This is a genomic window from Sphingopyxis sp. A083 (assembly GCF_001468495.1).
GTDB lineage: Bacteria > Pseudomonadota > Alphaproteobacteria > Sphingomonadales > Sphingomonadaceae > Sphingopyxis > Sphingopyxis terrae.
This window is the reverse complement of the sequence record NZ_LNSK01000001.1, coordinates 741,096-763,958: the sequence shown is the minus strand read 5'-3', so window position 1 is coordinate 763,958 and position 22,863 is coordinate 741,096. Positions and strand designations below refer to the sequence as shown.

The following is a 22,863-nucleotide window of genomic DNA, read 5'->3' as shown; positions in this document are numbered from 1 at the left end:
CGTCTTATTCCTTCAATACGCGTCCGAAACCGGAGAGTCCGTGTCGGGCTCCCTGGACGCCATCCCATTCCCCGCCGTGCGGGAATCCTGATCGGAAACGCGGTTGGCCGCGTCCCTAAACCATCCGGTGAAAAACTGCCAGCGGCTCAAATGCGCCAGCACCCGGTCAGCGGCACGGGCGTCGGTCACGCCCAGATGCACCGCATTTTCACGCCCCAATGCCATAGATAGGGTGTATCGGTCCACCGGCAAGACCGTGCCTTCACGGCCGGACCCTTCGTGATCCTCGCCGACCCGCCACGCCTGTGCCAGTTTCTTGCGCCCATCTTCGCCGGCATCCTGCGCATGCAGGAGCAGGCGGACCTGGCCGCGGCGCGCCGCGTCCTCGATCCGCTCGCTGCCGAGGATCAGCATCCCGCCGCGCGCCTCAAGCCCCAGCCGGTCGAGCGTCGCACGCGCGAGTTGCGCCTCGATCCGCGCGCCCAGATCGTCGGGAATCGTGAAGGCGCTGTCCTGCAGCGCCCGCGCCAGCCCGCCCTTGAGCTTGCCTTTCGCCTGGGCCGCTTCCAGCGCGTCGCGGTCGACGCCGATCCACGCGCCGCGCCCCGGCGCCTTGCCGAGCACGTCGGGCGCGATCGCGCCGTCGGGCCCGAGCGCAAGGCGCACGAGCCGTCCGGCCGGCGCCACGTCGCCGGCTACCACACAGCGCCTTTCGGGCGCGTGCTGTCCGCGCTTACCCGCGCGGTCGGTTTGGCTTAGCTGATCATTGCGCGGGGTCCGCATCGGCGGCCTCCCCGGTCTGGGCTTCGGCTTCGGCAGCCGGTTCGTCGTCGAACCAGTGCGCGCGCGCCGCCATGATGATCTCGTTGCCCTGCTCTTCCGACAGGCCATATTCGCCGAGCACGCCGCCCTTGTCTTCGGCGCGTTCCGAACGCTCGCGCGCCGGGCCGCGGCGATTCTCGCTGCGCTTCTTCGCGATCAGTTCGTCGGTCGCGAGATCGGCCAGATCGTCGAGCGTCTTGATCCCCGCCTTGCCGAGCGTGACGAGCATCGCTTCGGTCAGGTGCGGCAGTTCGGCCAGATCATCCTCGACGCCAAGCCCGCGGCGTTCCTGGCGCGCGGCTTCTTCGCGGCGTTCGAGCGCTTCGGTCGCACGGCTCTGCAGCTCTTCGGCCAGCTCGTCGTCGAAGCCTTCGATGCTCGCCAGTTCGTCGAGCGGCACATAAGCGACTTCTTCGAGTTCGCCGAAACCTTCGGCAACGAGCAGCTGCGCGAGCGTTTCGTCGACGTCGAGTTCTTCCTGGAACATCGTCGAGCGTTCGACGAATTCGCGCTGGCGCTTTTCGCTCGCGTCGGCCTCGGTCATGATGTCGATCTGCTTGCCGGTCAGCTGGCTGGCGAGACGGACGTTCTGGCCGCGGCGGCCGATGGCAAGGCTGAGCTGATCGTCGGGAACGACGACTTCGATACGGCCGTCATCTTCGTCGATGACGACGCGCTGCACCGTCGCGGGCTGCAGCGCGTTGACGACGAAGGTTGCGGTGTCTTCCGACCAGGGAATGATGTCGATCTTTTCGCCCTGCATTTCCTGGACGACCGCCTGAACGCGGCTGCCCTTCATGCCGACGCACGCGCCGACGGGGTCGATCGAGCCGTCATAGCTGATGACACCGATCTTGGCGCGGCTGCCCGGATCGCGCGCCGCGGCCTTGATCTCGATGATGCCGTCGTAGATTTCTGGGACTTCCTGCGCGAACAGCTTCTTCATGAAGTCGGGGTGCGCGCGGCTGAGGAAAATCTGCGGCCCGCGATTTTCGCGGCGCACCGACAGGATCAGCGCGCGGACGCGATCGCCGACGCGCATCAGTTCGCGCGGGATCTGCTGGTCGCGGCGGATCACGCCTTCGGCGCGGCCCAGATTGACGACGATGTGGCCGAATTCGACCGACTTGACGACACCGGTGATGATCTCGCCCGCGCGGTCCTTATATTCCTCGAACTGGCGCTCGCGGTCGGCTTCGCGGACCTTCTGGAAGATCACCTGCTTCGCCGACTGGGCGTCGATGCGACCAAGGTCGACCGCGGGCAGCGGATCGACGATGAAGTCGCCGACCTTCGCATCCTTCTGCAGCTTCTGGCCGGCGGCAAGGTCGACCTGCTTGAAATAATCATCGACCTGTTCGACCACCTCGACGACGCGCCACAGGCGCAGGTCGCCGGTCTGCGCGTCGAGCTTGGCGCGGATGTCGTTCTCGGCGCCGTAGCGGGCGCGCGCCGCGCGCTGGATCGCTTCCTCGATGGCCTCGATGACGATGCCCTTGTCGATCATCTTCTCGCTGGCGACGCTGTTGGCGATCGCGAGCAGTTCGGCCTTGTTGGCGGAAATGGCAGTGGCCATCAGTCCTGTCCTTCTTCTTCCATGTCGTCGGCACCCTCGATCGAGAGCGGGACGGTTGCGGCAATCAATTTGTCGGTAAGGACGAGCTTGGCCGTGTCGATCGCGTCGAACGGCAGCTTGTGCTCGATCCCTTCCTTGTCGAAAATCGTGACGATGCCGGCGTCGATGCCGGCGAGTTCGCCATTGAAGCGCAGGCGCCCGTCGCGCTTTTCCTTCAGCGCGACCTTCGCCTCATGCCCCGCCCAGTCGGCGAAGTCGGCGGGACGCGTCAGCGGGCGGTCGATCCCGGGCGACGACACTTCGAGGCGGTAGGCGCCCTCGATCGGATCCTCGCCCGCTTCCTCCAGCGCATCGAGCCGGTCCGAAATGCGGCGCGACAGATCGGCGCAATCGTCGATCGTCAGCTGGCGCGTATCGGGCCGTTCGGCCATCACCTGCAGCGTCGGATCTTCCTCGCCGCCGAAAAAGGCGACGCGCACGAGCGCAAGGCCCAACGCCTCGGCTTCGGGCGCGATGATCGCATTGAGGACGTCGAAATCGACCAAGCTTCATTCCCAAATATCGCGACCGGAAAAGCCATGCGTTTACGGCCGCCGCGGCCCGCGGCCCCGACGTCCTATCTGGCTACCCATGTCTAGGAGTGAGCGTGCATATAGGCGCGTTGCGGGGAGTCGGCAAGCGGAGATTGGGGTAGGCGGCTTTCGGCCGGTTGGGTCATCGGGCCGGATCGGCATGGATGGCAGGTAACGACCGATTGCTGACGTAGGAAATCCTTAGGCCCTAATCGGCATACAGGTAGCCAATTAGCAAGAGGTCTCGATGTGATGGAACTGTTACTCGACTGGATCGAACTGGTCGTAGCATTGGCGCTAGTGCTGGCAGTCGGGGTTGCCTGGCTTGCTAGACCACTATTTGAACATATTTCGGGCCAAAGAATGCAGCAAAGCAACTTCGTCGTGTTTGAGGCATACGAAGTCCATTGGCAGTGCCTGAAAAGCGACATGGAGAGAGCGGGTTGGCGGTCCACCGATATTGAACCTGCGCACGGTGAAGCGAACCTGTATCGCTTTCAGAAATGCACCCCTCTCGCAGAGAAGCTTGGCGATCTCATAAACAAGGGGATGCCGGAAACAGCGAACCGCAAAGAAGGTGCCGACCTGCTAATCAAGGTCGCCGAACACGGAATTGCATGAGATCGAACTGAAAATAACGTTTGTGGGGGCTCCCCGCCCTCAAAGCGGCCTCCCCGCCCACCTTTCCACTTCCCTCGCGCGCGCGGTCATGCTCAATGCGCCGGCATGGTCGACGATTCCCCCCTGCTCGCGCTGTCGAACGTCCGCGTCATGGCGGACGAGGCGTGCATTCTCGATCTGCCCGCGCTGACCATCCCGGCGGGCGAGAGCGCCGCGATCCTTGGCGCCAACGGTTCGGGCAAATCGACATTGGTCAAGCTGATCGCGCGCCAGCTTTATCCTGCTTGGGGTGCCGATGTCCGCATCTTCGGGCAGGACAGCTGGAACGTCTTCGACCTGCGCAAGCTGCTCGGCATCGTGTCGTCGACGATGCAGCTCGACTTCGACGCCGAACCTCCGCTGGAGGTACTCGACTGCGTCGTCTCGGGCTTCTTTGCCTCGCGCGGGCTGTGGGCGCATCAAAGCTACACGCAGGATATGGTCGATGTTTCGGTGGCGGCGCTCGGCGATGTCGGCGCGCAGCATCTGATCGGGCGCAGCATGGCGAGCCTGTCAACGGGCGAGGCCCGCCGCGTCCTCATCGCCCGCGCGCTTGCGCACCGCCCGCGCGCGCTGCTGCTCGACGAACCCTGCGCCGGGCTCGACCCCGCGGCACGGCATCATTTCCTCGACATGCTGCGTGGCGTCGCGCGCAGCGGGGTCGCGCTGTTGCTGATCACCCATCATATCGAGGAGATATTACCCGAGATCGACCGCATCGTGATGCTGCGCGGCGGCCGCCTCGACCGCGACGGCGCCAAGGCCGATCTGCTGACCGGCGACAGCCTGACGCGCCTGTTCGGCCTGCCGATGACGGTGACGGAGCGGCACGGCTGGTATCAGGCGGATATCCACCCCTGACCGCCGCCGCATTGCCTCCTGTCCCGCTGCGGGACAGCGCACACGCGGTGCAATCTTTTATTCGCACCTCGCGGCATAAGCAGGGATCGCAGCACGCCTGGGCGAATCGGCCGATCGGGCGGGGCACCGGATTTTGACGCGCGCATGAAACCCGAACTCAACCTCGACGCTCCCGGCTATGCCGACGCCCGCGCCGCCTGGCGCGGTGCGCCGCGCGCGGCCGCTGCGGCGGCGGGTCCGGGGCGCAACTTCTGGATCGGCCTGCTCGCCGCCGTGCTTGTCGCCAGCGTGGCGCTCGCGCTGTCGAGCGGCCAGTTCCGCCCGCGCGGCTTCGGCCCCTACAGCGTGTCGGTGCCGCTGACCTTCAAACCCTATGACCCGACGCGCTGGGCGGTGATGAATTCGGACAGCTATGCCGACGCGCTCAAGATCGACCCGACGCTGCCCGATCCCAGCAGCGTCGGCTATGCCGATGCGACCGCGCTGCCGCCCGCCGATCCGGCGCAGCTTCGCGACGAAGCCTTTGTCGGCCCGGCGGCCAAATCCTATGTCTTTCGCGGCGTCACCGCGCTCGACCGCGAACGCGCGCATTATTGCCTGACCTCCGCCCTCTATTACGAGGCGGCCTCCGAAAGCGATGACGGGATGCGCGGCGTGGCGCAGACGGTGCTCAATCGCGTGCGCCACCCGAGCTTTCCCAACACCGTGTGCGGCGTCGTCTTTCAGGGTTCCGAACGCGCCGGCGTGTGCCAGTTCACCTTCTCGTGCGACGGCGCGATGGCGCGCGCGCCGAGCCGCGACAACTGGCTGCGCGCGAGCCGCATTGCATCAGCGGCCCTGAACGGCGCCGTCTTTCCGGGCGTCGGGCTCGCCACCCATTATCACACCACCGCGATCTGGCCGCGCTGGGGCAAGAGCCTGGTGATGACCAACATCGTCGGCGCCCATATCTTCCACCGCTGGCGCGGCCGCTGGGGCATGCCCGACGCGTTCCGCGCGCCCTATCTGGGCCGCGAGCCGGTGCCTGGCCCCTATCTTCCCGTCGCGCAGCAGCTTGCGATGCTGAAGAAGGGGCCGATCCCGGGCGCGCCCCTGTTGCCCGCCGCTGCGGTCGATCCCTTGCCCGCAGGCGGCCCCGCGCCGCTGCCCGGCACGCTGAGCGCGCCGGCGCAGACCGCGGCACCGTCCCCTTCGGTGACCGCCGCGCCCACGCCGCCGGCCTACAGCGACCCGCGGCTCAACCAGTCGGGTCAGATCCGCGAGGAATATCAGAAGAGCGGCGAGTGGATTCGCTAGGCGCGACGCGCTAGCTTCTTCTGCTCACAAGGCGAAGGAGGCGTTTCCATGGGGCATGTCAAAGGCATCGGCGGCCTGTTCTTCCGCGCGCGCGACCCCGCCGCGCTCAGCGACTGGTATCGTGACCGTCTCGGCGTCGGCGGCGGATGCAGCGCCGACGACAGCGCGCCGGTCAATCAATGGGTGTGGACGGTGACCGGCGGACCGCTGGTCTTCTCGCCTTTCAAGGCCGACACCGACTATTTCCCGGCTGACCGCCAGTTCATGATCAACCTGCGCGTCGACGATCTTGACGCGGTGCTCGCGCCGTTCCGCGCCGCCGGCGAGGAGGTGATTACCAAGAAGGAATGGGATGATCCGTCGGTCGGCCGCTTCGCGCGCGTCCACGACCCCGAAGGCAATCCGATCGAATTGTGGGAGCCGGCGCAAGCCGGCTAGATCGCCGTCCCGGCGAAAGCCGGGACGACGGAAGCCTTACCTGCCCTGGCTGCGCCAGCGCTTGACGACGCGCTCCAATATTTCTGGCTCGCCGCCGGTTTCGCGCCAAAGCTGCGAGAAGAGCGGATCGCTCGACGCGGGGCGCTTGTCTTCCTCGAGCGTGTCGAGGTGGACGCGAATCGGGATCGACACGCCCTCGCCGCAGATGATGCATTCGCGGTTGCGCAGCGCCGGGATCGAATCGATGAAACCGCGCGCGCCTTCGGGCATCGCCGCCTTCACGAAATGCTGGTCGCGTTCGTTGTTGAGGCGCATCGAGATGATCGTGCCGCACTGCGACAGCACGCCTTCGGCAAGGTCGGACGGGCGCTGGGTGATGAGGCCCAGCGACACGCCGTATTTACGGCCTTCCTTGGCGATACGTTCGAGGATCTTGCGCACCGCCTGCCCCTGTCCGCTATCCTTCGACGGGATGTAGCGGTGGGCTTCTTCGCAGACGAGCAGGATCGGACGCTGCGGCTCGCCGCGCGACCAGATCGCATAGTCGAAGGTCAGGCGCGACAGCACCGCGACGACCACGCCCGTGATGTCCGACGGCACCCCCGATACGTCGATGATCGAGATCGGCCGACCGTCCGACGGCAGGCGGAAGATCTTGCCAAGGAAGTTTGCCATCGTGTCGGCGACGAGCATGCCGGAGAACATGAAATTATAGCGCGGGTCGGCGCGCATTTCCTCGATCTTGCCCTTGATGCGCATGAAGGGCGCCGACGAGGTCGCCTTGTCGAGCTTGCCCATCTCGTTCTGCAGGATGTTGAGCAGATCCGACAACAGATAGGGGATCGGCGAATCGACCGTGATCTTCGTCATCCCCTCGGCCAGCCGGTTCTTGAGCCGCGCCTGGAGCAGACATTTGGCGAGCACGTCGCAATCGCCCTGGCGGTCGCGCCCCTCGCTGGTGACGAAAACCTCGCAATGTTCCTCGAAATTCATCAGCCAATAGGGCATCGCGAGATTGTCGACGTCGAACAGCGCGCCGGTGCCCTTGAACGCCGCCGAATATTCGCCGTGCGGGTCGATCATCACGATATGGCCTTGCGGTGCCAGTTCGCAGATCTTGTGCAGGATCAGCGCGGCGCTCGTCGATTTACCCGTACCGGTCGATCCGAGCAGCGCGAAATGCTTGCCGAGCATCGCGTCGACATACAGCGAACCGCGAATGTCGCGCGTCGGATAGACGGTCCCGATCTCGACATGCGCCCGCTCGTCGGCGGCGTAGATCTGCTTGAGGTCGGCGCTGGTCGCAGCATAGACTTGGCTGCCCGGAATCGGATAGCGCGTCACGCCGCGACGGAAATTGTGGATGCGGCCGGTCAGCTTTTCTTCTTCGCCTTCGCCGAGGAAGTCGATCGCCGCGACGATCAGCCCCTCGCCGCGCTCGTAAAGCTGCTGGTCGCGCACGCTGGCGAGCAGCCAGACATTGCCGACGCGCACCTTGACCTGCGCACCCACCTGGCCCGCCATCGCGACCGACGGGTCGTTCGATGTCGACAAGCCCTGCAACGCCGAAGCATCGAGCAGGATGCGCGAAGCCGAGCCGGCAATGTCGATCACTTCGCCGATCAGAAGGTCGTCGCGGTGGTGCGCCTGCACCGGCGCAATCGGCGCCGCCGTTCCGCCGCCCGCCAGCCTGACATGCTGCGCAGCCGTCGCGTCGCCGGTACCAAAACCGCCCCCATGCATATCCATATTCAGCCCCGCCATATGTTTGTCCCGCGGCGACTATCGCAGGCGAGGGTAAACAAAGCGCTTATGATAGATCAGCGGCGGCGGAAAAGCGCCGATGCGGCATAGCCGAGCAGCAGCGACAGCGCGACCGCGGCAAGGCCGTAGAGGAACCCGTGCCGCTGCGCCGCGAGCGCGACGAAACGTTCGAAGCCCGCCTTGCGGATCTGAACGTCGCGCGAGGCGACGGCCAGCACGCGTCCCTTGCTGATCAGATAGGTTTCGGCGCGGTAGGTGCCCACGGGAACGCGCGCCGGCACGGGGATTCGCGCCCGATACAACACGCCTTCGGTAATCTCGACCGCCGAAGGGTTTTCGTAGAACAGCCCCATGCGGCGATAGAGATCGACCAGCCCCGCCTCGAACCGCTCGAGCTTCTTCGCCTCCGAAAAGCCGGTCGGGGACATCGACAGATTTTTAAGGCCAAGCTCGAAGATCGCCGCGGTGCGTTCGTCGACCAGCTTGTCGACCGGGCGCGACGACCCGATCGCGTAGAAACCGGGCGAGGTGCGCAGCCGGATGCTGCTGGCGTTGACCCACATGCCAGCGATGCGCTGCTTTTCGCGCAGCACCACCGGCCGCACCGGGCCCTTCAGAACGACGACGATGTCGGCGCGATCGTCGGGCAGGCGCTGACCGGGATAGAGGATTGCGCCGAACAGCAGCAATTCCTCGCCGGTGAAGCTGTACTGGATTTCGATCGAGCGGCTCGACACGTCGGGCACCAGACGCGGGTCGACCGCCTGCGCCGCGGCGGGCAGCAGCAACAGCAGCAGCGCTGCGATCGAGGCGCCGATCCGCGTCACTGGACGGTGTAGATTTCGTCGGGACGGATGAAGAGGCCGACCGCCATGCGCAGTGCGACGAGCAGCACGATGATCGCCAGCGCCATGCGCAAATATTCAGGGCGGACCTTTTGCGCGAAACGCGCGCCGATCTGCGCGCCCGTCACGCTGCCGAGCAGCAGCAGGCCGGCAAGGACAATATCGACCGCGCCCGTCGTCATCGCATGGACCATCGTCGTCGCGATGGTGACGAACAGGATCTGGAACAGCGAGGTGCCGACGACCACCTGCGCTCCCATGCCGAGCAGGAAGATCATCGCCGGGACCATGATGAAACCGCCGCCGACGCCGAGCAGCATCGTCAATATGCCGACGAGCGCCCCGAGGATCAGCGGCGCGAGCGGCGAAATATAGAGGCCCGAACGATAGAAGCGCCAGCGCATCGGCAGGTTCGCGACCATCGGATGGTGGCGCCGCTTGCGCGCCGGCGCCGGAAGCCCGGCCTGCAGCGCGCGCAGCGCACCCCATGCTTCGCGCGCCATCAACCCGCCGACCGATCCCAGCAGCACGACGTAAAGGATGTTGATCGTCGTATCGATCTGCCCCCATGCGGTGAGCAGTTCGAACAATCCGGCGCCGATCAACGATCCGAGCAACCCGCCGGCGATCAGCACAGCGCCCATGCGCAAATCGACGCCGCCGCGCTCGAAATGCGCGAGCGCGCCCGATACACTGGCCCCCGTCACCTGCGTCGCGGCCGACGCCGCGGCGACCGTCGGCGGGATACCGTAAAAGATAAGCAGCGGCGTCGTCAGAAAGCCGCCGCCGACGCCGAACATGCCCGACAGAAAGCCGACCCCGCCGCCCAACAGCACGATGACCAGCGCGTTGACCGACAGATTGGCGACAGGAAGGTAAAGATCCATGGGCCCCGTATGCACGTAAGCGGCGCAAAACCAGCACCGATTCCGCCGACCCTAGAGCCTTTTCAGCGCAGGTGGAACCACCTGACGAGCGGGATAAGCGCGCAAAAGGCAAATCCCGCGCGCCGCCTGTGTTGCGGGCAGAAGCCGTCCCAAGAACGCGCTGTCCCGGCACATGAAATCGGCCGTGCCACCGCGCGCCGGGGGGTTGTCAAAAGTCGCTCGCCAGCGTCAGCGCGAGGCCGCTTTCGGGGCGGGCACCGCCAGCGACGCGCTGTCGCCAGTCGAGCGCGATGCTGCTGCCCTGGCCGACATCGGGCAAGCGGAGCGTCAGCCGTGGCCCGACATCGACGCGTGCGACACCGGGCTGTATGGCGCCTGCCGCCATCCCGCCCACGCTGACGCGGGTCGGACCCGCCGCCGCTATCTCGCGATCGATCGAAATCGCACCGTCGGCAAAGACGTCGCCCCGGCGCAGCCCGACAACCCCCGCCTCGCCATAGGCGTCGAGCCGGAAGTCATGCGGCAGCGGTAGCGCGCTCACGCCGCCGACGACCATTGCGGCAAAGGCGCTGCGCCCCTCATGGCCGATCGCCATCCGGCGCTCGACCGCGACATCGACGGGCAGGCCGGGTGCCGGAGCAAATGCCAGTCCGAGCGCCAGTTCGCTCTGTTCGGGACGGCGCAAGGCCGCGGTCGCCCGCCCATAGACGCGCAGCGCTCCGTCTCCGGCGAGCGCGTGCGCGACGCGGAAGCCCGCCTGCGAACCGCCCAATTGCCCGTCGCCCGCCAGCGACCGCCCGTCGCCGTCCCGCAAATAGACCCATGCCGATGCCGACAGCCCCGTTAATTGCCGCTGCATCCAGAAGGCGCCGCCGCGACCAGGCGCTGCACGCGCGGGCGCGGTCGCAAGATTCCACGTTCGTGATTCTGCGGCCGCGGCGCGCGGCGGGGCGGCGGGGAAGAGGCGGGCCATCAAGGCGAGGCTCAGCTGCGGCAAATCGGCGCCGAGGTCGGGCACTGCAGGGGTTGCGGCATGTCGCGGTCGCCGCGGCAAAGCGCCATGGGCGATCCGCTGCACGACCGGCGCCGACGCAGCCGCGATCGCACCCTGGTCGGGCGCGCCGGACAGAACCGTCGGAAACCAGGGCGGCGCGACCGGTATCGGCGGCGCGGGAGTCGCGGCGCTCCACAGCATCAGCGCGCGCAAGGCGATCCAACCACCGATGCAGAATGCCAGAAACCGCAGCGCCGGGGCGCCGCCGGACGCCGGACCGCTATAGGCCGTGCGATTCACCGCAACCATGCTTCGGAAAGGAGCAAGGGACGCGGAGCCTCGACGGCGGGGTGATCGGTCTTGTCCCAGACCACCCGCCCCGAACGCTGCATCGTCCAATAGCATGCGATCGCGCGCCGTGCCGCAAGGACCGCGATCAGATTGGCGACAAAGGCGCGCGGCACCGCCGCGAAACCGGCGCGAAGCCCATAGCAGCGCGCGGTGAAAAGAAAGCGCATCGAAAGCCGCCACAGCAATAGGACGGCATTGAAAGCAAGCAACCAGCGCAGCGTGTCGCCGATGTCTACCGCGGACCAGCCGAACAGCGCTTCACCCGCCATGGCCAGCCCCGCCAGGATCATCCCGATATAGGCCGCCAGAATGACGATCGCCGCAAGCGGCGCGCGCCGGTCGCGCCAGAGCATCCAGCGCGCGGCCCAGGCGCGCGATGCGCCGCGTGGGCCATCGTCGGGGCGCGCGGCTGGCCAGGCGACATGATCCCATCCCGCGAGCGCGATGCCGACGACCCACCGCGCCTTCTGCCGCGCCGCCGCCTCGACCCGTGCCGGAAATTCGCCGCGCGAGACGATCCGTGTCCCGTCGCCGTCGACCGCATCGACGAAGAGCGCCGACAGGCCGAAGGCATCGAGCAGCATCCCGACCTCATAATCCTCCGCCAGACTGTCGGCGCGGAACGGGTCGCCCCCGCGCTCAATCGCCAGCAGCGACAGCGCATTGCGCGTCAGCGCGGTTCCGACGCCCGCCGACGGCAGCGGCAGGCGAAGGCGCGAGCGCAGCGCCAACTCCTTGCCATGCGCCTCCGCAAACTCGTCGGCATAATGTCCGCCGATCCAGCGTTGACCGGGTTCGTAATGCGGCACGACGGGGATCTGCACCATCGCATCCTGCGCGAGATGCACGCGATAGAGCGCGATTTCGGCCGGATGCACCCGATCTTCGGCATCGTGGAGCACGACTGCGGCAAAACGCCGCCCCTCGGCGCGTTCATCCTCGCCCAGCGCGTGCCACATCCGGTTGAGATTATCGCCTTTTGTCGTTGGCCCGGCCGCCGGACCAATCACCAGCCGCACCCGCCGGTCGCGCGCCACCAGCGGGGCGACCGCCATCAGCGTCGCGGCATCATTGGGGTAGCAGCCGACATAGAGCCGGACATCCTCGCCATCCCAGCTTCGCAGCATGTGGGTGAGGGTCGCGGGCAACACCGCCGCCTCGCGCCACGCCGGCACGAAGACCGCAACCGTTCCCGAAACCGGATCGCGCCCGCGAACAGCGTCGCGCCGCGCCCGGCCAGCCCCGAACCAGAGCGCATCGAACAAGAGATCGTCGAGCCCGAACAAAAGGATGCCCACCGATGCGAACAGCATCAGTTCATGACCGGCACCCTGTACCAGCCAGCCCAGCCATGCGGTCGACCCTTCCACCCGCCTGCCCTGCTCTGCCCCTGTCTCTGACGTCTTGGCGTCACATATCGCAATGCCTAATCGGCGGAATCGGTTTGTAAAGCGTGACGCAGCCGTTCGAGCGCGCTACGACGTCCACCAAATGGCCCCCAGACAAAAAGAGGTGTAATTTCGTGACCCGCAGTTCGTCGCCACGCTCGGCTCTCCGCGACTTTCTTGAAAGCGAGAGCGCCGGCGGGATGTTGCTGATTTTCGCGGCCGCTTTGGCAATGATTATCGCCAATTCGGCACTGGCCACCGATTATCACCACGCAATCCATGCGGTGACGGGGCCGACGCTGACCGACAAGCTGGGTCCGATGACCGTTCACCTATGGGTGAATGATGGCCTGATGGCGATTTTCTTCCTGCTCGTCGGGCTCGAGATCAAGCGTGAGTTCGTTGACGGACGCCTTGCGAGCTGGGATCGGCGGCGGCTGCCGATGATCGCCGCTGCAGCGGGCATGGCGGTTCCCGCGGTGATCTACATACTGCTCGCGGGGGGCACGGCGGGTCTTGCGCAAGGCTGGGCGATCCCCGCTGCGACCGACATCGCCTTTGCGATCGGCGTGCTCGCGCTGCTCGGCAAGCGCGCGCCGACGTCGCTCAAGCTGTTTCTGGTGACCGTCGCGATCGTCGACGACATGGGTGCGGTCGCGATCATCGCGCTTTTCTATACGGCCGAAATCAACATGCTGGCGCTCGGCGCTGCGGCGCTGCTGCTCGGCGTGATGTTCGCGGTCAACCGCGCCGGGGTGAAGCATCTCGCGGTCTATCTGCTGCTCTTTGCGCTGCTCTGGTACGCAATGCTGCTCTCGGGCGTGCATGCGACGATCGCCGGCGTCCTCGCGGCGATGGCGATCCCCTTCGAACGCACGCCGGGCGCGCCGGACAGCGAAACCTCGCCGCTCCACCGCCTGGAACATGGTCTGCACCCGTGGGTCGCCTTTGCGATCGTGCCGCTGTTCGGCTTCGCCAATGCCGGTGTCGACGTGCGCGGACTGGGGCTCGATCAGATTTTCGCGCCGCTGCCGCTCGGCATCGCGGCCGGGCTGTTCTTCGGCAAGCAGGTCGGCATTTTCGGCAGCGTCTGGCTGGCCGTAAAGCTGGGGATCGCGGGCAAGCTGCGCGGTGCGACCTGGCTGCAAATCTATGGCGTGTCGGTGCTGTGCGGGATCGGCTTCACGATGAGCCTGTTCATCGGCGGCCTTGCCTTCCCGGGCAACGCCCTGCTGATCGAGGAGGCCAAGATCGGTATCCTGATGGGATCGCTCGTCGCCGCGCTGACCGGTTTTGCCGTGCTGCGCTTCGCTCCGCTCCATCCCGACCATTCGGGGATCGAGACGAGTTCGGACGCGGAAATCGCCCGCGACGGCGACGTCAGCGACACCTCCGAAGTGCGGCCCGCCACAGCTGGCTGATGCCCCGCCGCAGCGCTCTTCTGGCCCTTGCCGTCCTTGCGGGCATGACCCTGTCGGGATGCTATGCGCTCGACCCCGAAATGCGGCGGGTCGTGGCGCAGCGCAAGGCGGCTGAACGCGCAGCAAAGGACGCACCAACCAAGCAGGCGCCGGCGGAACCGGCAATGGCCGTCACCATCCTGCCGCAAACGGTGCTGCCGCCGCCGATGCCGGCGCCCGCCGGAGCGGACGCCGCGCTCGATCCCGCCGTGGCCGCGGTTGCGCGCCACACGCTCGACAGCGTGGCGCATGATTATGTCGGGCTGGTTCTCGAATTGGGCACGCATAACAAGAGCGATATCGACGCCTATTACGGACCGAAGGCGCTGATGGCGGCCGCCGTGACAGATCCGCGCAGCCTTGCGATGCTGGGCGAAGCTGCGCGCCAGCTCTCGGCATCGCTTGACGACGTCGCGCCCCACCTGACCGCAGCCGCCGACCAACGGCGCTTGCGCGCGCTGAAGGCGATGCTGCTCGCGGCCGAGACGCGCAGCGAAATGTTGCAGGGCAAGCGCTTTGCCTTTGCCGACGAGGCCGAACGGCTTTTCGGCGTGCGCCCGACGCTCGAACCGCTGTCCGCCTATGACGCCACGCTGGCTACCATCGCGCAGCTCGTCCCCGGCGACGGCGAATTGGCCGATCGCGTCGAAGCCTATTTCGACCGCTTCACCATTCCCGCCGCCCGGCTGAAGCCGACCTTCGACGCCGCGATCGCCCAGTGCCGTGCGCGGACCGCCGCGCAGGTGGCGATGCCCGAAGACGAGAATTTCGACCTGCAGTTCGTCACCGGAAAGAGCTGGAGCGGCTATAATTTCTACATGGGCGGCTATCGCAGCATCATCCAGGTCAACACCGACCTGCCGATCCGCCTGTCGCGCGCGCTCGATCTCGGCTGCCACGAAGGCTATCCGGGCCACCATCTGTTCAATCTGCAAATCGAAGCAAAGCTGGTCCGCGACCGCAACTGGATCGAATATAGCGTCTACCCGCTTTACAGCCCGCAAAGCTTCCTGGCCGAAGGAAGCGCCAATTACGGCATCGACCTTGCTTTTCCGGCTGACGAACGCATCGCCGTCGAGCGCGACACGATCATGCCGCTGGCAGGCATCGAACCACCCGCCGACGAGCGCTACTGGCAGCTTCTCGACGCGATGAAAGCGCTGTCGGGCGCCCGGCTGACGATTGCGCAGCAATATCTCGACGGCGCGATCGACCGGCCGACGGCGGTGGCGTTGACGCAGAAATATGGGCTCGTTTCGCGACCGCGCGCCGAGCAGATGACCGATTTCACCGAAAAATATCGCAGCTACGTCATCAACTACGGGCTCGGCGAAGCGATGGTGCGCGACTATGTCGAACGCGGTGCGCCGTCCCGCGACATGATGTGGCGCCGCTTCCTCGGGCTTCTCGGCGAACCCACCCTGCCAGCGGATCTCGCCGCGCGATGACCCCCGCGGTCGCCCTTCTCTGGCTCGGCCAGGCGGGATCGCCGCGGCGCCCGCCTGCGGGAGTGGCTCCGCGCGATTGATCCGTCGGCGCGCCCGAGCGGCGCGCCCTTTCGGTTCCATCAATCGCAAGGATTTCCCATGCACCTGGACAAACAGGATATTCACCAGCGCATCGAAGCGCCGGTCATGAAGGATTATGGCGTCTATCTGGCGGTCGACCGTCTGCTCGATTGCCAGAAGCCGCTCGCAGAGCTTTGCACCCCCGACGAATTGCAGTTCCAGATCGTCCATCAGGTGGAGGAATTGTGGATGAAGCTCATGGCCTTCACCCTCGCCGAAATCGACGGCCATATGGCGGCGGGCGAGACGATGCGCGTCCTGTCGCTCTTCGACCGCGTCAACCGGATCATGCGGCTGATGACCGATCAGCTGGCGCTGCTGGAGACGATGAGTCCGTTCGACTATCAGGCGATCCGGCGTCAGCTCGGCAATGGGTCGGGGCAGGAAAGCCCCGGCTTCCAGCTCCTGCTCACCCTGCCGCAGCCGCTGTGGGCGCGCTACAAATCGGCCTATCTCGATCCCGCCGGGCGCTGCGTCGCCGACGTATACGACACCGGCTACCGCCACGACGAGGCCTATATGGTCGCCGAGGCGCTGATCGAATTCGACGAGTTGTTCCAGATCTTTCGCGCCCATCACATCTATCTCATCCACCGGTCGATCGGCATGGGATCGAAATCGCTCAAAGGGCGTCCGGTCGAACTGCTCAATGCCGGCGCGCGGCATCGATTCTTCCCCGAACTGTGGGACATTCGCGCCGCAATGACCGACCGCTGGGGCGCCGAATATGGCGTCAAGCGCGACAGTATCAGCGGCAATGCGCCGGCCGGACACGGCAGCGGCCTGTGAGCGGCGCGCTGCTGCCGGCCGCGGTTGCCGGGCACTTTTTCCTGCCGCCCGGCGCCGTCTATCTGAAAAGCCACAGCGTCGGATGCCAGCCGCGCAGCGCCGAGGCGCTGCTGCGCGACCGGATGCTGACCCCGTGGCGCGAGACGGGCGAGGCCTGGCCGCACTGGCTGGAGGCGATCGACGCCTGGCGCGCCGCGCTGGCGGAGCTGATCGGTGTCGAAGCAAGCGATCTGTGCCCCGCCACCAATGTCAGCGCGGCGCTGTCGCGCTACCTCTCGGCGCTAGGCACCGCGACGACCCGGCGCACCATCCTGCTCGCGCCGAGCGCCTTTCCGACGATCGGCTATGTCGCAAGCGGGCTCGCCGCCGCGGGGTGGACGACGCGCTATCTGCCTGCCGCCGCCGATGTGCGCGATCCCGCGCAGTGGGCATCGGCGCTGGACGACGATGTGGCGCTGGTTGTTGCGATGCACGTCAGCTCGAACAGCGGCGCGCTGACCGACATCGCCGCCGTCGCCGCGGCCGCGCACGCCGCGGGCGCGCGCTGCATCGCCGATTGCGCGCAATCGGTCGGCCTTGTTCCCGTCACGCCCGCCCTATGGGGCGTCGATGCGGTGATCGGCACCAGCGTCAAATGGCTGTGCGGCGGACCGGGCGCGGCGTGGCTATGGGTCGCGCCGCACGACCGCACCGCGCTCGATCCGATGGAGCGCGGCTGGTGGAGCCACGACAATCCGTTCGAGATGGATATCGAAAGCTTCCGCTATGCCCCCGACGCGCGCCGCTGGTGGGGCGGCACCCCCGATGTCGCACCATTCATCCTGTCGACCGCGGGTATCGAAGCCGTCACCGCAATAGGCGTCGAGCGGGTGCGCGCGCATAATCGCGCGCTCCAGACGATCCTCCGCGCCGCGCTTGAACCCCGGACGCCGCAGTGGCGCTGGCCCAAAGGCGACATCGGCGGAACGCTGTGCATCGACACCGGCGCCGACCAGCCGCGTGTCGCCGCGGCGCTCACCGCGAATGCGATCAGCGCCGACTTCCGCGGCACCACCGTCCGGCTGTCATTTCACGCCTATAATGGCGCCGACGACGCCGAAGCGGCCGTTCGCGCGCTCGTCTGACGGTCGCCCCTAGAGCGCCGGGCGCCGGTCAAACCAGGGCTGTGCCTCTTCGAGCTGGGCCGCGAGCTGGAGCAACAGCGCCTCTTCGCCGAAGCGCCCGACGAACTGCGTTCCCATCGGCAATCCCTCGGGCGTCCACCACAGGGGGACATTGATTGCGGGCTGCCCCGTCGCATTCTGGATCGCGGTGAAGGGAACATAGTCGGTCATCGCGCCGAAGCCGGCCACCACATCTTCGCTGTCGAGTGGGAAACTGCCGTTGCGCGGCGGCGGGGCGCCGAGCGTCGGGGTCAGCCAGATGTCATGGTCGGCGTGCCACGCCGCGACCGCGCGCGCCATCTGTTGCAGCTGGAAGATCGCGCCCCACAGTTGCGGCGCGCTGATCGCCTTGCCCATCGCGTACAGGCCGCGCGTCAGCCCCTCCAGATTGTCGGGACCGGGCGTCTGCCCTGTCATCATCGCGATGCCGTCGATCTGCATCGCCGCGCCGCTCGACCATATCGCCATGAAGGCCGGAACCATCGCATCATTGTCCACCGGGGGCGATGCCTCCTCGACATGATGACCCAGGCTCTCGCACAGTTTTGCCGCATGTTCGACCGCGGCGACCGCCTGAGGATCGAGCGCCCGCCCCCCCGGCGCCGAGCGCGCGAATGCAATCCGCAGCTTGGGGCATGGCGCCTCGGCGGCCCGGCGCCAGCTCGGCGGAGCGGACGGCGCCGCATAGGGATCGCCGGGTTCGGCGCCCGCGGTGACGTCGAGCATCGCCGCGGTGTCGCGCACGCTGCGGCTGACGATATGTTCGGCGGCGAGGCCGCCCATCACATCGCCGAGCATCGGCCCCAAGGGGTTGCGCCCGCGCGTCGGCTTCAGCCCGACCAGCCCGTTACAGCTTGCCGGGATACGGATCGATCCGCCGCCGTCGTTGGCATGCGCGACGGGCACCATGCCGCTCGCCACCGCCGCGCCCGATCCGCCCGACGAGCCGCCGGTCGAATGCGCCGGGTTCCACGGGTTGCAGGCGGGACCGTACAGCTTGCTCTCGGTCGTCGCGACGACGCCGAATTCGGGCACATTGGTCTTGCCGATCGGGATCAGCCCGCCCGCCAGGAAACGCTGCACCAACGTCGCGGTAAAGGGCATCGGAACGGGCGGCGAGATGCGCGATCCGTTGCGCGTCGGCCACCCGGCGAGATCGCCCAATATATCCTTGAGCAGGAAGGGAACGCCCCGGAACGGCCCGTCGGGAAGCGGCGCCTTCGCGCGCGCCCGGGCGCCATCATAATCGGTGAAGATCACCGCGTTCAGGCGCGGGTTGAGCGCCTCGATCCGTTCGATCGCGCTATCGACCAGCTCGAGCGGCGATACCGCCCCCTTCGCGACGAGGTCGGCAAGGCCGAGCGCGTCGTAACGATCATATTCGGCAAACCCCACCGGCCCGTCCTTTTCGTATCAGATGTCGACGACGATCTTGCCGAAATGCTTGTTCGCGGCCTGATGGCGGAACGCATCGGCGAGGCCTTCGAGCGGGAAATGATCGCTGATCACCGGCCGGATCGCATTTGCCTCGATCCCGGCGATCATGTCGAGCTGCTGCTGGCGGCTCCCCACGGTCAAACCCTGAACGCGCAGATTCTTCGCCATCAGCAGCGCGGTCTGCACCGGCCCGGCAAAGCCCGCGAGCACGCCGATCAGCGCGACATGGCCACCGACGCGCGTCGCGATCATCGACTGGTCGAGCGTGCCGGCACCCCCGATCTCGACCACGCAATCGACCCCGCGCCCGCCGGTCAGTTCCATCGCCTTTGCGCCCCAGGCGGGAACCGCCTTGTAATTGATCAGCTCGTCGGCACCGAGATCCTTGAGCCGTGCGAGCTTATCGTCGGACGAGCTGGTCGCGATCACCCGCGCGCCTGCGGCCTTGGCGAATTGCAGCGCAAAGATCGACACCCCCCCCGATCCCTGCACCAGCACGGTCGAACCCGGCCGGATCGTATCATCGACGAACAGCGCGCGCCAGGCGGTCAGCCCGGCGCAGGTCAGCGTCGCGGCCTCCGCTGCCGAATAGCCCGCCGGGACGCGTGTAAACCAGTGGTCGGGCGTCACGACGACATCGCGGGCATAGCCGTCGATGCCGTCACCCGGCACCCGCGTGAAGGCACTCGTCGGCGGCGCGCCGTCGATCCAGTCGGGAAAGAAGATCGAGACGACCGGATCGCCAACCGCAAACTGCGTCACCCCCTCACCCACCGCCTCGACCACGCCGGCGCCGTCGGACATCGGGATGCGCCCGTCGGCAGCGGGGATCATGCCCGCCACCACCGCATAGTCGTGGAAGTTAAGCGACGACGCCGCCAGCCGCACCCGGATCTCGCCCGGCCCCGGTTGCCCGGGGTCGGCGAGATCGGTGAGCGTCAGATTGTCGAGCGAAGCGGGAGCGCGAAGCCGGACCGCCCGCATCATTCCGCCGCCATCGCCAGCTCGACGCGCTGCGGACCGCGGATCACGCCGCCCGGATAGGCGCCCTGCGCTTCGCCGTCCCTGAAGGTGACGACGCCCGACTTGACCGTCGCAACATAGCCATCGGCCTTTTGCAGCAGACGCTTGCCGCCCGCCGGCAGATCGAAGGCGAGCCACGGCTTGCCGAGCTTGATCGCTTCCATGTCGATGACGTTGAGATCGGCGAGATAGCCCGGTGCGACCAGCCCGCGATCTTCGAGCCCATAGAGCAGCGCCGTGTCGCGGCACTGGCGCTTGATCGCCCGTTCCAGCGGCACGCGCCCGCCGCGCTTGCGATCGCGCACCCAATGCTGAAGCATGAAGGTCGGCGACGCGGCATCGCAGATCGTGCCGCAATGCGCGCCGCCGTCCGACAGGCTGTTCACCGTATCGTCGCTGTCCTGCAGCGCCTCGAGGAAGTCGAGGTTGCCGTCGGCATAGTTGAGGATCGGCAGATAGGCGAAACCGGTCGCATCGTCGCGGCACAGCAGATCATAGGCATATTCGGCCGGATCGACGCCCGCCGCCGTGGCGCGCGCCGCGATGCTGGCATCGGCGCCGGGCTCATAGTCGAAATCCTCGTCCATCTCGAACTGCATGGTCCAGCCGCCGGCGACGACCATCAACAGCCCCATGATGTCCTGCGGCGCTTCGCTGAAGTCATTGTCTTCGGAAAGGAGCTGCGCCTTGAACGCGGGGTCGAGCAGCTTTGCCTTTTGCTCGTCCCACGACAGGCCCTCAATGGCGCGCCACGACGGGCGGAAGCGGAAGGGATGGACGGTGCCGCGCCACGCCATGATGATGCCGTTGCCGCGCAGCGCGATCTGCGCGACGATATTGGCACCCTTGGCATTTTCGGCGCGCATCGTTTCGATCTGTTCGTCGAGCGGCAATTCCTTGGCGATCGACTGGAGCGCCGCAAAGGTCACGGGCAGCCCGGTTTCGCGGCTCAGCTTGCCCATCCAGTCGAACTCGTTCCATTCGCGGTTGAGGTCGCTCGCCATTTCGAACACCCCATAACCGACGCGGCCCATCGCACGGCCGATCTCGATCAACTCCTCGGCGGTCGCGGTCGTGCCGGGGACGACTTCGCCGTCGACCGATTTGTGGATGACGGTGCGGCTCGTCGAAAAGCCGAGCGCGCCGGCGCGCACCCCCTCTTCGACGATGCGCGACATTTCGGCGATGTCCTCAGCCGTCGGCACCGCGCCCGGCTGTTCGCGGTCGCCCAGCACATAGGCGCGAACCGCGCCATGCGGAACGTGGCACGCGACATCGATGGTGCGCGGCAGTTTTTCGAGCGCATCCATATATTCGGGGAAGGTTTCCCATTCCCAGCTCATCCCTTCGGCGAGCGCGGTGCCGGGAATATCCTCGACGCCTTCCATCAGGCCGATCAGCCAGTCGTGGCGGTCGGGCCGCGCGGGCGCGAAGCCGACGCCGCAATTGCCCATGACGACGGTGGTGACGCCGTGCCAGCTCGACGGCGCCATTTCCTGATCCCACGTCGCCTGCCCGTCATAATGGGTGTGAACGTCGACGAAGCCGGGGGTGACGATCTTGCCGCGCGCGTCGATTTCCTCGCGCCCGGCGCCGAGGTCGGTGCCGACCGCGACGATGCGATCGCCCTCTACCGCCACATCGGCCACCATGGACGAACCGCCCGTGCCATCGACGACGGTGCCGCCGCGAATCACCAGATCGTACATCTCGCTCTCCCGTTATTTGGTTTCAGTGCGAAACCTATCATCAAATTCGGACAGTGCAAATAAGCGCGCGCGGCGTGCGGCGAACGGCTATAGCCGTGCGACAAACCAACGGGAGTCGATGCCATGATCCGTCACTTTACCCTTGTCGCCACCGCCGCGGCTCTTGCCGCAGCCGCCATTCCGGCCATCGCCGCCGACGCGCCCGCCGCCGATTATGCGGCAGCGCTTGCCGATCCGGCGCGCCCGGCCGCCGACCGCGAGCGCGACGCCGCCCGCAAGCCCGCCGAATTGCTCGCCTTCGCCGGCATCAAGCCGGGCCAGAGCGTTGGCGATTATGTGATGGGCGGCGGCTATCTGACCCGCATCCTGTCGGGAGCCGTGGGCACCGCGGGACATGTCTACGCTTTTCAGCCCGCCGAGTTCATCGCCTTTCGCAAGCAATATGGCGACGATCAGACCGCGGTCGCCGCGGCCTATGCCAATGTCGATGCGGTTGGCGGCGCCTTTGCCGCTCCGGCTTTCCCGGTGCCGCTCGACGCGATCGTGACGGTGCAGAATTTTCACGATCTCTATTTGAAGCCCTTCCCCGAAGGGACCGGCGACAAGGCCAGCGCCGCACTCTTCGCCGCGCTCAAGCCCGGCGGCACGCTGGTGGTGGTCGATCACAGCGCGGCGGACGGCAGCGGCACGACGCTGTCCGACAGCCTGCACCGCATCGACAAGGCCGCAGTCGTCGCGGCGCTGACCAAGGCCGGCTTTGTGCTCGAGGCCGAGAGCGACCTTTACAAACGCCCCGAAGACCCGCGCACCGCCAATGTCTTCGACCCTGCCATTCGCGGCAAGACAGACCAGTTCACGCTGCGCTTTCGCAAGCCGGAATAGATGGATAGAGCGCCCCGATGAGCAGCGATGACGAAGATTATGTCTATGACGAGGCGAGCGGCGAATGGCTGTCCGCCAGCGAAGCGCGCGACCGGGCCGCGGCGGCCAATGCGCTTCCGCAAGCGAAGGACGCGGTCGGCAATCTACTGAGCGACGGCGACTCGGTCGTCCTCATCAAGGATCTGCCGGTGAAGGGCGCGGGCCAGACGTTGAAGGTCGGCACCGTCATCAAGTCGATCCGGCTGACCGCCGATCCCGACGAGATCGACTGCCGCTACGAAGGGATCAGGGGCCTGGTGCTGCGAACGGAGTTCGTACGGAAGCGTTAGAGTCGTGCCTTTTTTGTCGCGTGTCCCCGCGAAGGCGGGGACCCATCTC

The 22,863-nt window shown here is 66.7% G+C and carries 21 protein-coding genes; 10 read left to right on the top strand and 11 right to left on the bottom strand.

Annotation, left to right across the window (positions count from 1 at the left end):
- Window positions 1-12 precede the first annotated feature (12 nt).
- From ATE59_RS03680 to rimP, 3 genes are read right to left on the bottom strand one after another with little or no spacing between them, the layout of a single operon-like run.
- Window positions 13-783: a DUF448 domain-containing protein gene (locus ATE59_RS03680; RefSeq protein WP_058811222.1), complete on the bottom strand. Its 771-nt coding sequence runs from the start codon at window positions 781-783 to the stop codon at window positions 13-15.
- Complete coding sequence (nusA, locus tag ATE59_RS03675; protein ID WP_003042722.1) at window positions 764-2,398, bottom strand: transcription termination factor NusA; 1,635 nt, start codon at window positions 2,396-2,398, stop codon at window positions 764-766. The genes ATE59_RS03680 and nusA overlap by 20 nt, the downstream gene beginning before the upstream one ends.
- Window positions 2,398-2,943, bottom strand: a complete 546-nt coding sequence (rimP, locus tag ATE59_RS03670; RefSeq protein ID WP_058811221.1) for a ribosome maturation protein RimP — start codon at window positions 2,941-2,943, stop codon at window positions 2,398-2,400. The genes nusA and rimP overlap by 1 nt, the downstream gene beginning before the upstream one ends.
- Window positions 2,944-3,222: 279 nt before the next feature.
- Here rimP and ATE59_RS03665 point away from each other — a divergent pair, with 279 nt between their 5' ends.
- The 4 genes from ATE59_RS03665 to ATE59_RS03650 all read left to right on the top strand — a co-directional run bounded on the left by ATE59_RS03665 (window position 3,223) and on the right by ATE59_RS03650 (window position 6,225).
- The gene (locus ATE59_RS03665; protein WP_003042728.1) at window positions 3,223-3,591 is read left to right on the top strand and encodes a hypothetical protein; all 369 of its coding nucleotides are present in this window, start codon (window positions 3,223-3,225) and stop codon (window positions 3,589-3,591) included.
- 105 nt (window positions 3,592-3,696) lie between these two features.
- Window positions 3,697-4,491 carry an ABC transporter ATP-binding protein gene (locus ATE59_RS03660; protein ID WP_003042733.1) on the top strand — a complete coding sequence of 265 codons (795 nt, stop codon included), beginning with the start codon at window positions 3,697-3,699 and terminating at the stop codon, window positions 4,489-4,491.
- 144 nt (window positions 4,492-4,635) lie between these two features.
- On the top strand, window positions 4,636-5,787 hold the full coding sequence (locus ATE59_RS03655) for a cell wall hydrolase (protein WP_058811219.1): 1,152 nt from the start codon (window positions 4,636-4,638) through the stop codon (window positions 5,785-5,787).
- 48 nt (window positions 5,788-5,835) lie between these two features.
- Window positions 5,836-6,225 (top strand): VOC family protein, encoded by a 390-nt coding sequence (locus tag ATE59_RS03650; RefSeq protein ID WP_003042741.1) that lies wholly within the window; start codon window positions 5,836-5,838, stop codon window positions 6,223-6,225.
- A 36-nt stretch (window positions 6,226-6,261) separates the two neighbouring features.
- Here the strand turns inward: ATE59_RS03650 and ATE59_RS03645 are convergent, their stop codons facing one another.
- The 5 genes from ATE59_RS03645 to ATE59_RS03625 form a co-directional block, all read right to left on the bottom strand.
- Window positions 6,262-7,974 carry an ATP-binding protein gene (locus tag ATE59_RS03645; RefSeq protein WP_003042744.1) on the bottom strand — a complete coding sequence of 571 codons (1,713 nt, stop codon included), beginning with the start codon at window positions 7,972-7,974 and terminating at the stop codon, window positions 6,262-6,264.
- A 71-nt stretch (window positions 7,975-8,045) separates the two neighbouring features.
- Entirely contained in the window at window positions 8,046-8,816 is a 771-nt protein-coding gene (locus ATE59_RS03640; protein WP_003042747.1) for a TIGR02186 family protein, read from the bottom strand.
- Window positions 8,813-9,721 (bottom strand): sulfite exporter TauE/SafE family protein, encoded by a 909-nt coding sequence (locus ATE59_RS03635; RefSeq protein ID WP_003042748.1) that lies wholly within the window; start codon window positions 9,719-9,721, stop codon window positions 8,813-8,815. The genes ATE59_RS03640 and ATE59_RS03635 overlap by 4 nt, the downstream gene beginning before the upstream one ends.
- A gap of 208 nt (window positions 9,722-9,929) precedes the next feature.
- Window positions 9,930-11,024, bottom strand: a complete 1,095-nt coding sequence (locus ATE59_RS03630; RefSeq protein WP_058811218.1) for a hypothetical protein — start codon at window positions 11,022-11,024, stop codon at window positions 9,930-9,932.
- On the bottom strand, window positions 11,012-12,436 hold the full coding sequence (locus ATE59_RS03625) for a glycosyl transferase family protein (RefSeq protein WP_058811217.1): 1,425 nt from the start codon (window positions 12,434-12,436) through the stop codon (window positions 11,012-11,014). The genes ATE59_RS03630 and ATE59_RS03625 overlap by 13 nt, the downstream gene beginning before the upstream one ends.
- A gap of 152 nt (window positions 12,437-12,588) precedes the next feature.
- Here ATE59_RS03625 and nhaA point away from each other — a divergent pair, with 152 nt between their 5' ends.
- The 4 genes from nhaA to ATE59_RS03605 all read left to right on the top strand — a co-directional run bounded on the left by nhaA (window position 12,589) and on the right by ATE59_RS03605 (window position 17,395).
- Window positions 12,589-13,875, top strand: coding sequence for a Na+/H+ antiporter NhaA (gene nhaA, locus ATE59_RS03620; protein ID WP_082657277.1), 1,287 nt, complete (start codon window positions 12,589-12,591; stop codon window positions 13,873-13,875).
- Window positions 13,876-13,919: 44 nt separating this feature from the next.
- A complete protein-coding gene (locus ATE59_RS03615) occupies window positions 13,920-15,362 on the top strand; it encodes a hypothetical protein (protein ID WP_231737158.1) in 1,443 nt (480 codons plus the stop codon).
- Window positions 15,363-15,500: 138 nt separating this feature from the next.
- Window positions 15,501-16,271, top strand: coding sequence for a tryptophan 2,3-dioxygenase family protein (locus ATE59_RS03610; RefSeq protein ID WP_058811215.1), 771 nt, complete (start codon window positions 15,501-15,503; stop codon window positions 16,269-16,271).
- Window positions 16,268-17,395: an aminotransferase class V-fold PLP-dependent enzyme gene (locus ATE59_RS03605; protein ID WP_058811214.1), complete on the top strand. Its 1,128-nt coding sequence runs from the start codon at window positions 16,268-16,270 to the stop codon at window positions 17,393-17,395. Before ATE59_RS03610 ends, ATE59_RS03605 begins: the two co-directional genes overlap by 4 nt.
- 9 nt (window positions 17,396-17,404) lie before the next feature.
- Here the strand turns inward: ATE59_RS03605 and ATE59_RS03600 are convergent, their stop codons facing one another.
- From ATE59_RS03600 to ATE59_RS03590, 3 genes are read right to left on the bottom strand one after another with little or no spacing between them, the layout of a single operon-like run.
- On the bottom strand, window positions 17,405-18,829 hold the full coding sequence (locus tag ATE59_RS03600) for an amidase (protein ID WP_058811213.1): 1,425 nt from the start codon (window positions 18,827-18,829) through the stop codon (window positions 17,405-17,407).
- Between the two features lie 18 nt (window positions 18,830-18,847).
- Window positions 18,848-19,855 (bottom strand): zinc-dependent alcohol dehydrogenase family protein, encoded by a 1,008-nt coding sequence (locus ATE59_RS03595; protein WP_058811307.1) that lies wholly within the window; start codon window positions 19,853-19,855, stop codon window positions 18,848-18,850.
- The gene (locus ATE59_RS03590) at window positions 19,855-21,603 is read right to left on the bottom strand and encodes an N-acyl-D-amino-acid deacylase family protein (protein ID WP_058811212.1); all 1,749 of its coding nucleotides are present in this window, start codon (window positions 21,601-21,603) and stop codon (window positions 19,855-19,857) included. The genes ATE59_RS03595 and ATE59_RS03590 overlap by 1 nt, the downstream gene beginning before the upstream one ends.
- Before the next feature lie 123 nt (window positions 21,604-21,726).
- Between ATE59_RS03590 and ATE59_RS03585 the strand changes: the two genes are divergently transcribed.
- Both ATE59_RS03585 and ATE59_RS03580 read left to right on the top strand, forming a co-directional pair.
- The gene (locus tag ATE59_RS03585) at window positions 21,727-22,485 is read left to right on the top strand and encodes a class I SAM-dependent methyltransferase (RefSeq protein ID WP_058811211.1); all 759 of its coding nucleotides are present in this window, start codon (window positions 21,727-21,729) and stop codon (window positions 22,483-22,485) included.
- Window positions 22,486-22,502: 17 nt separating this feature from the next.
- A complete protein-coding gene (locus ATE59_RS03580) occupies window positions 22,503-22,814 on the top strand; it encodes an alkylphosphonate utilization protein (RefSeq protein ID WP_058811210.1) in 312 nt (103 codons plus the stop codon).
- Window positions 22,815-22,863: the final 49 nt, after the last annotated feature.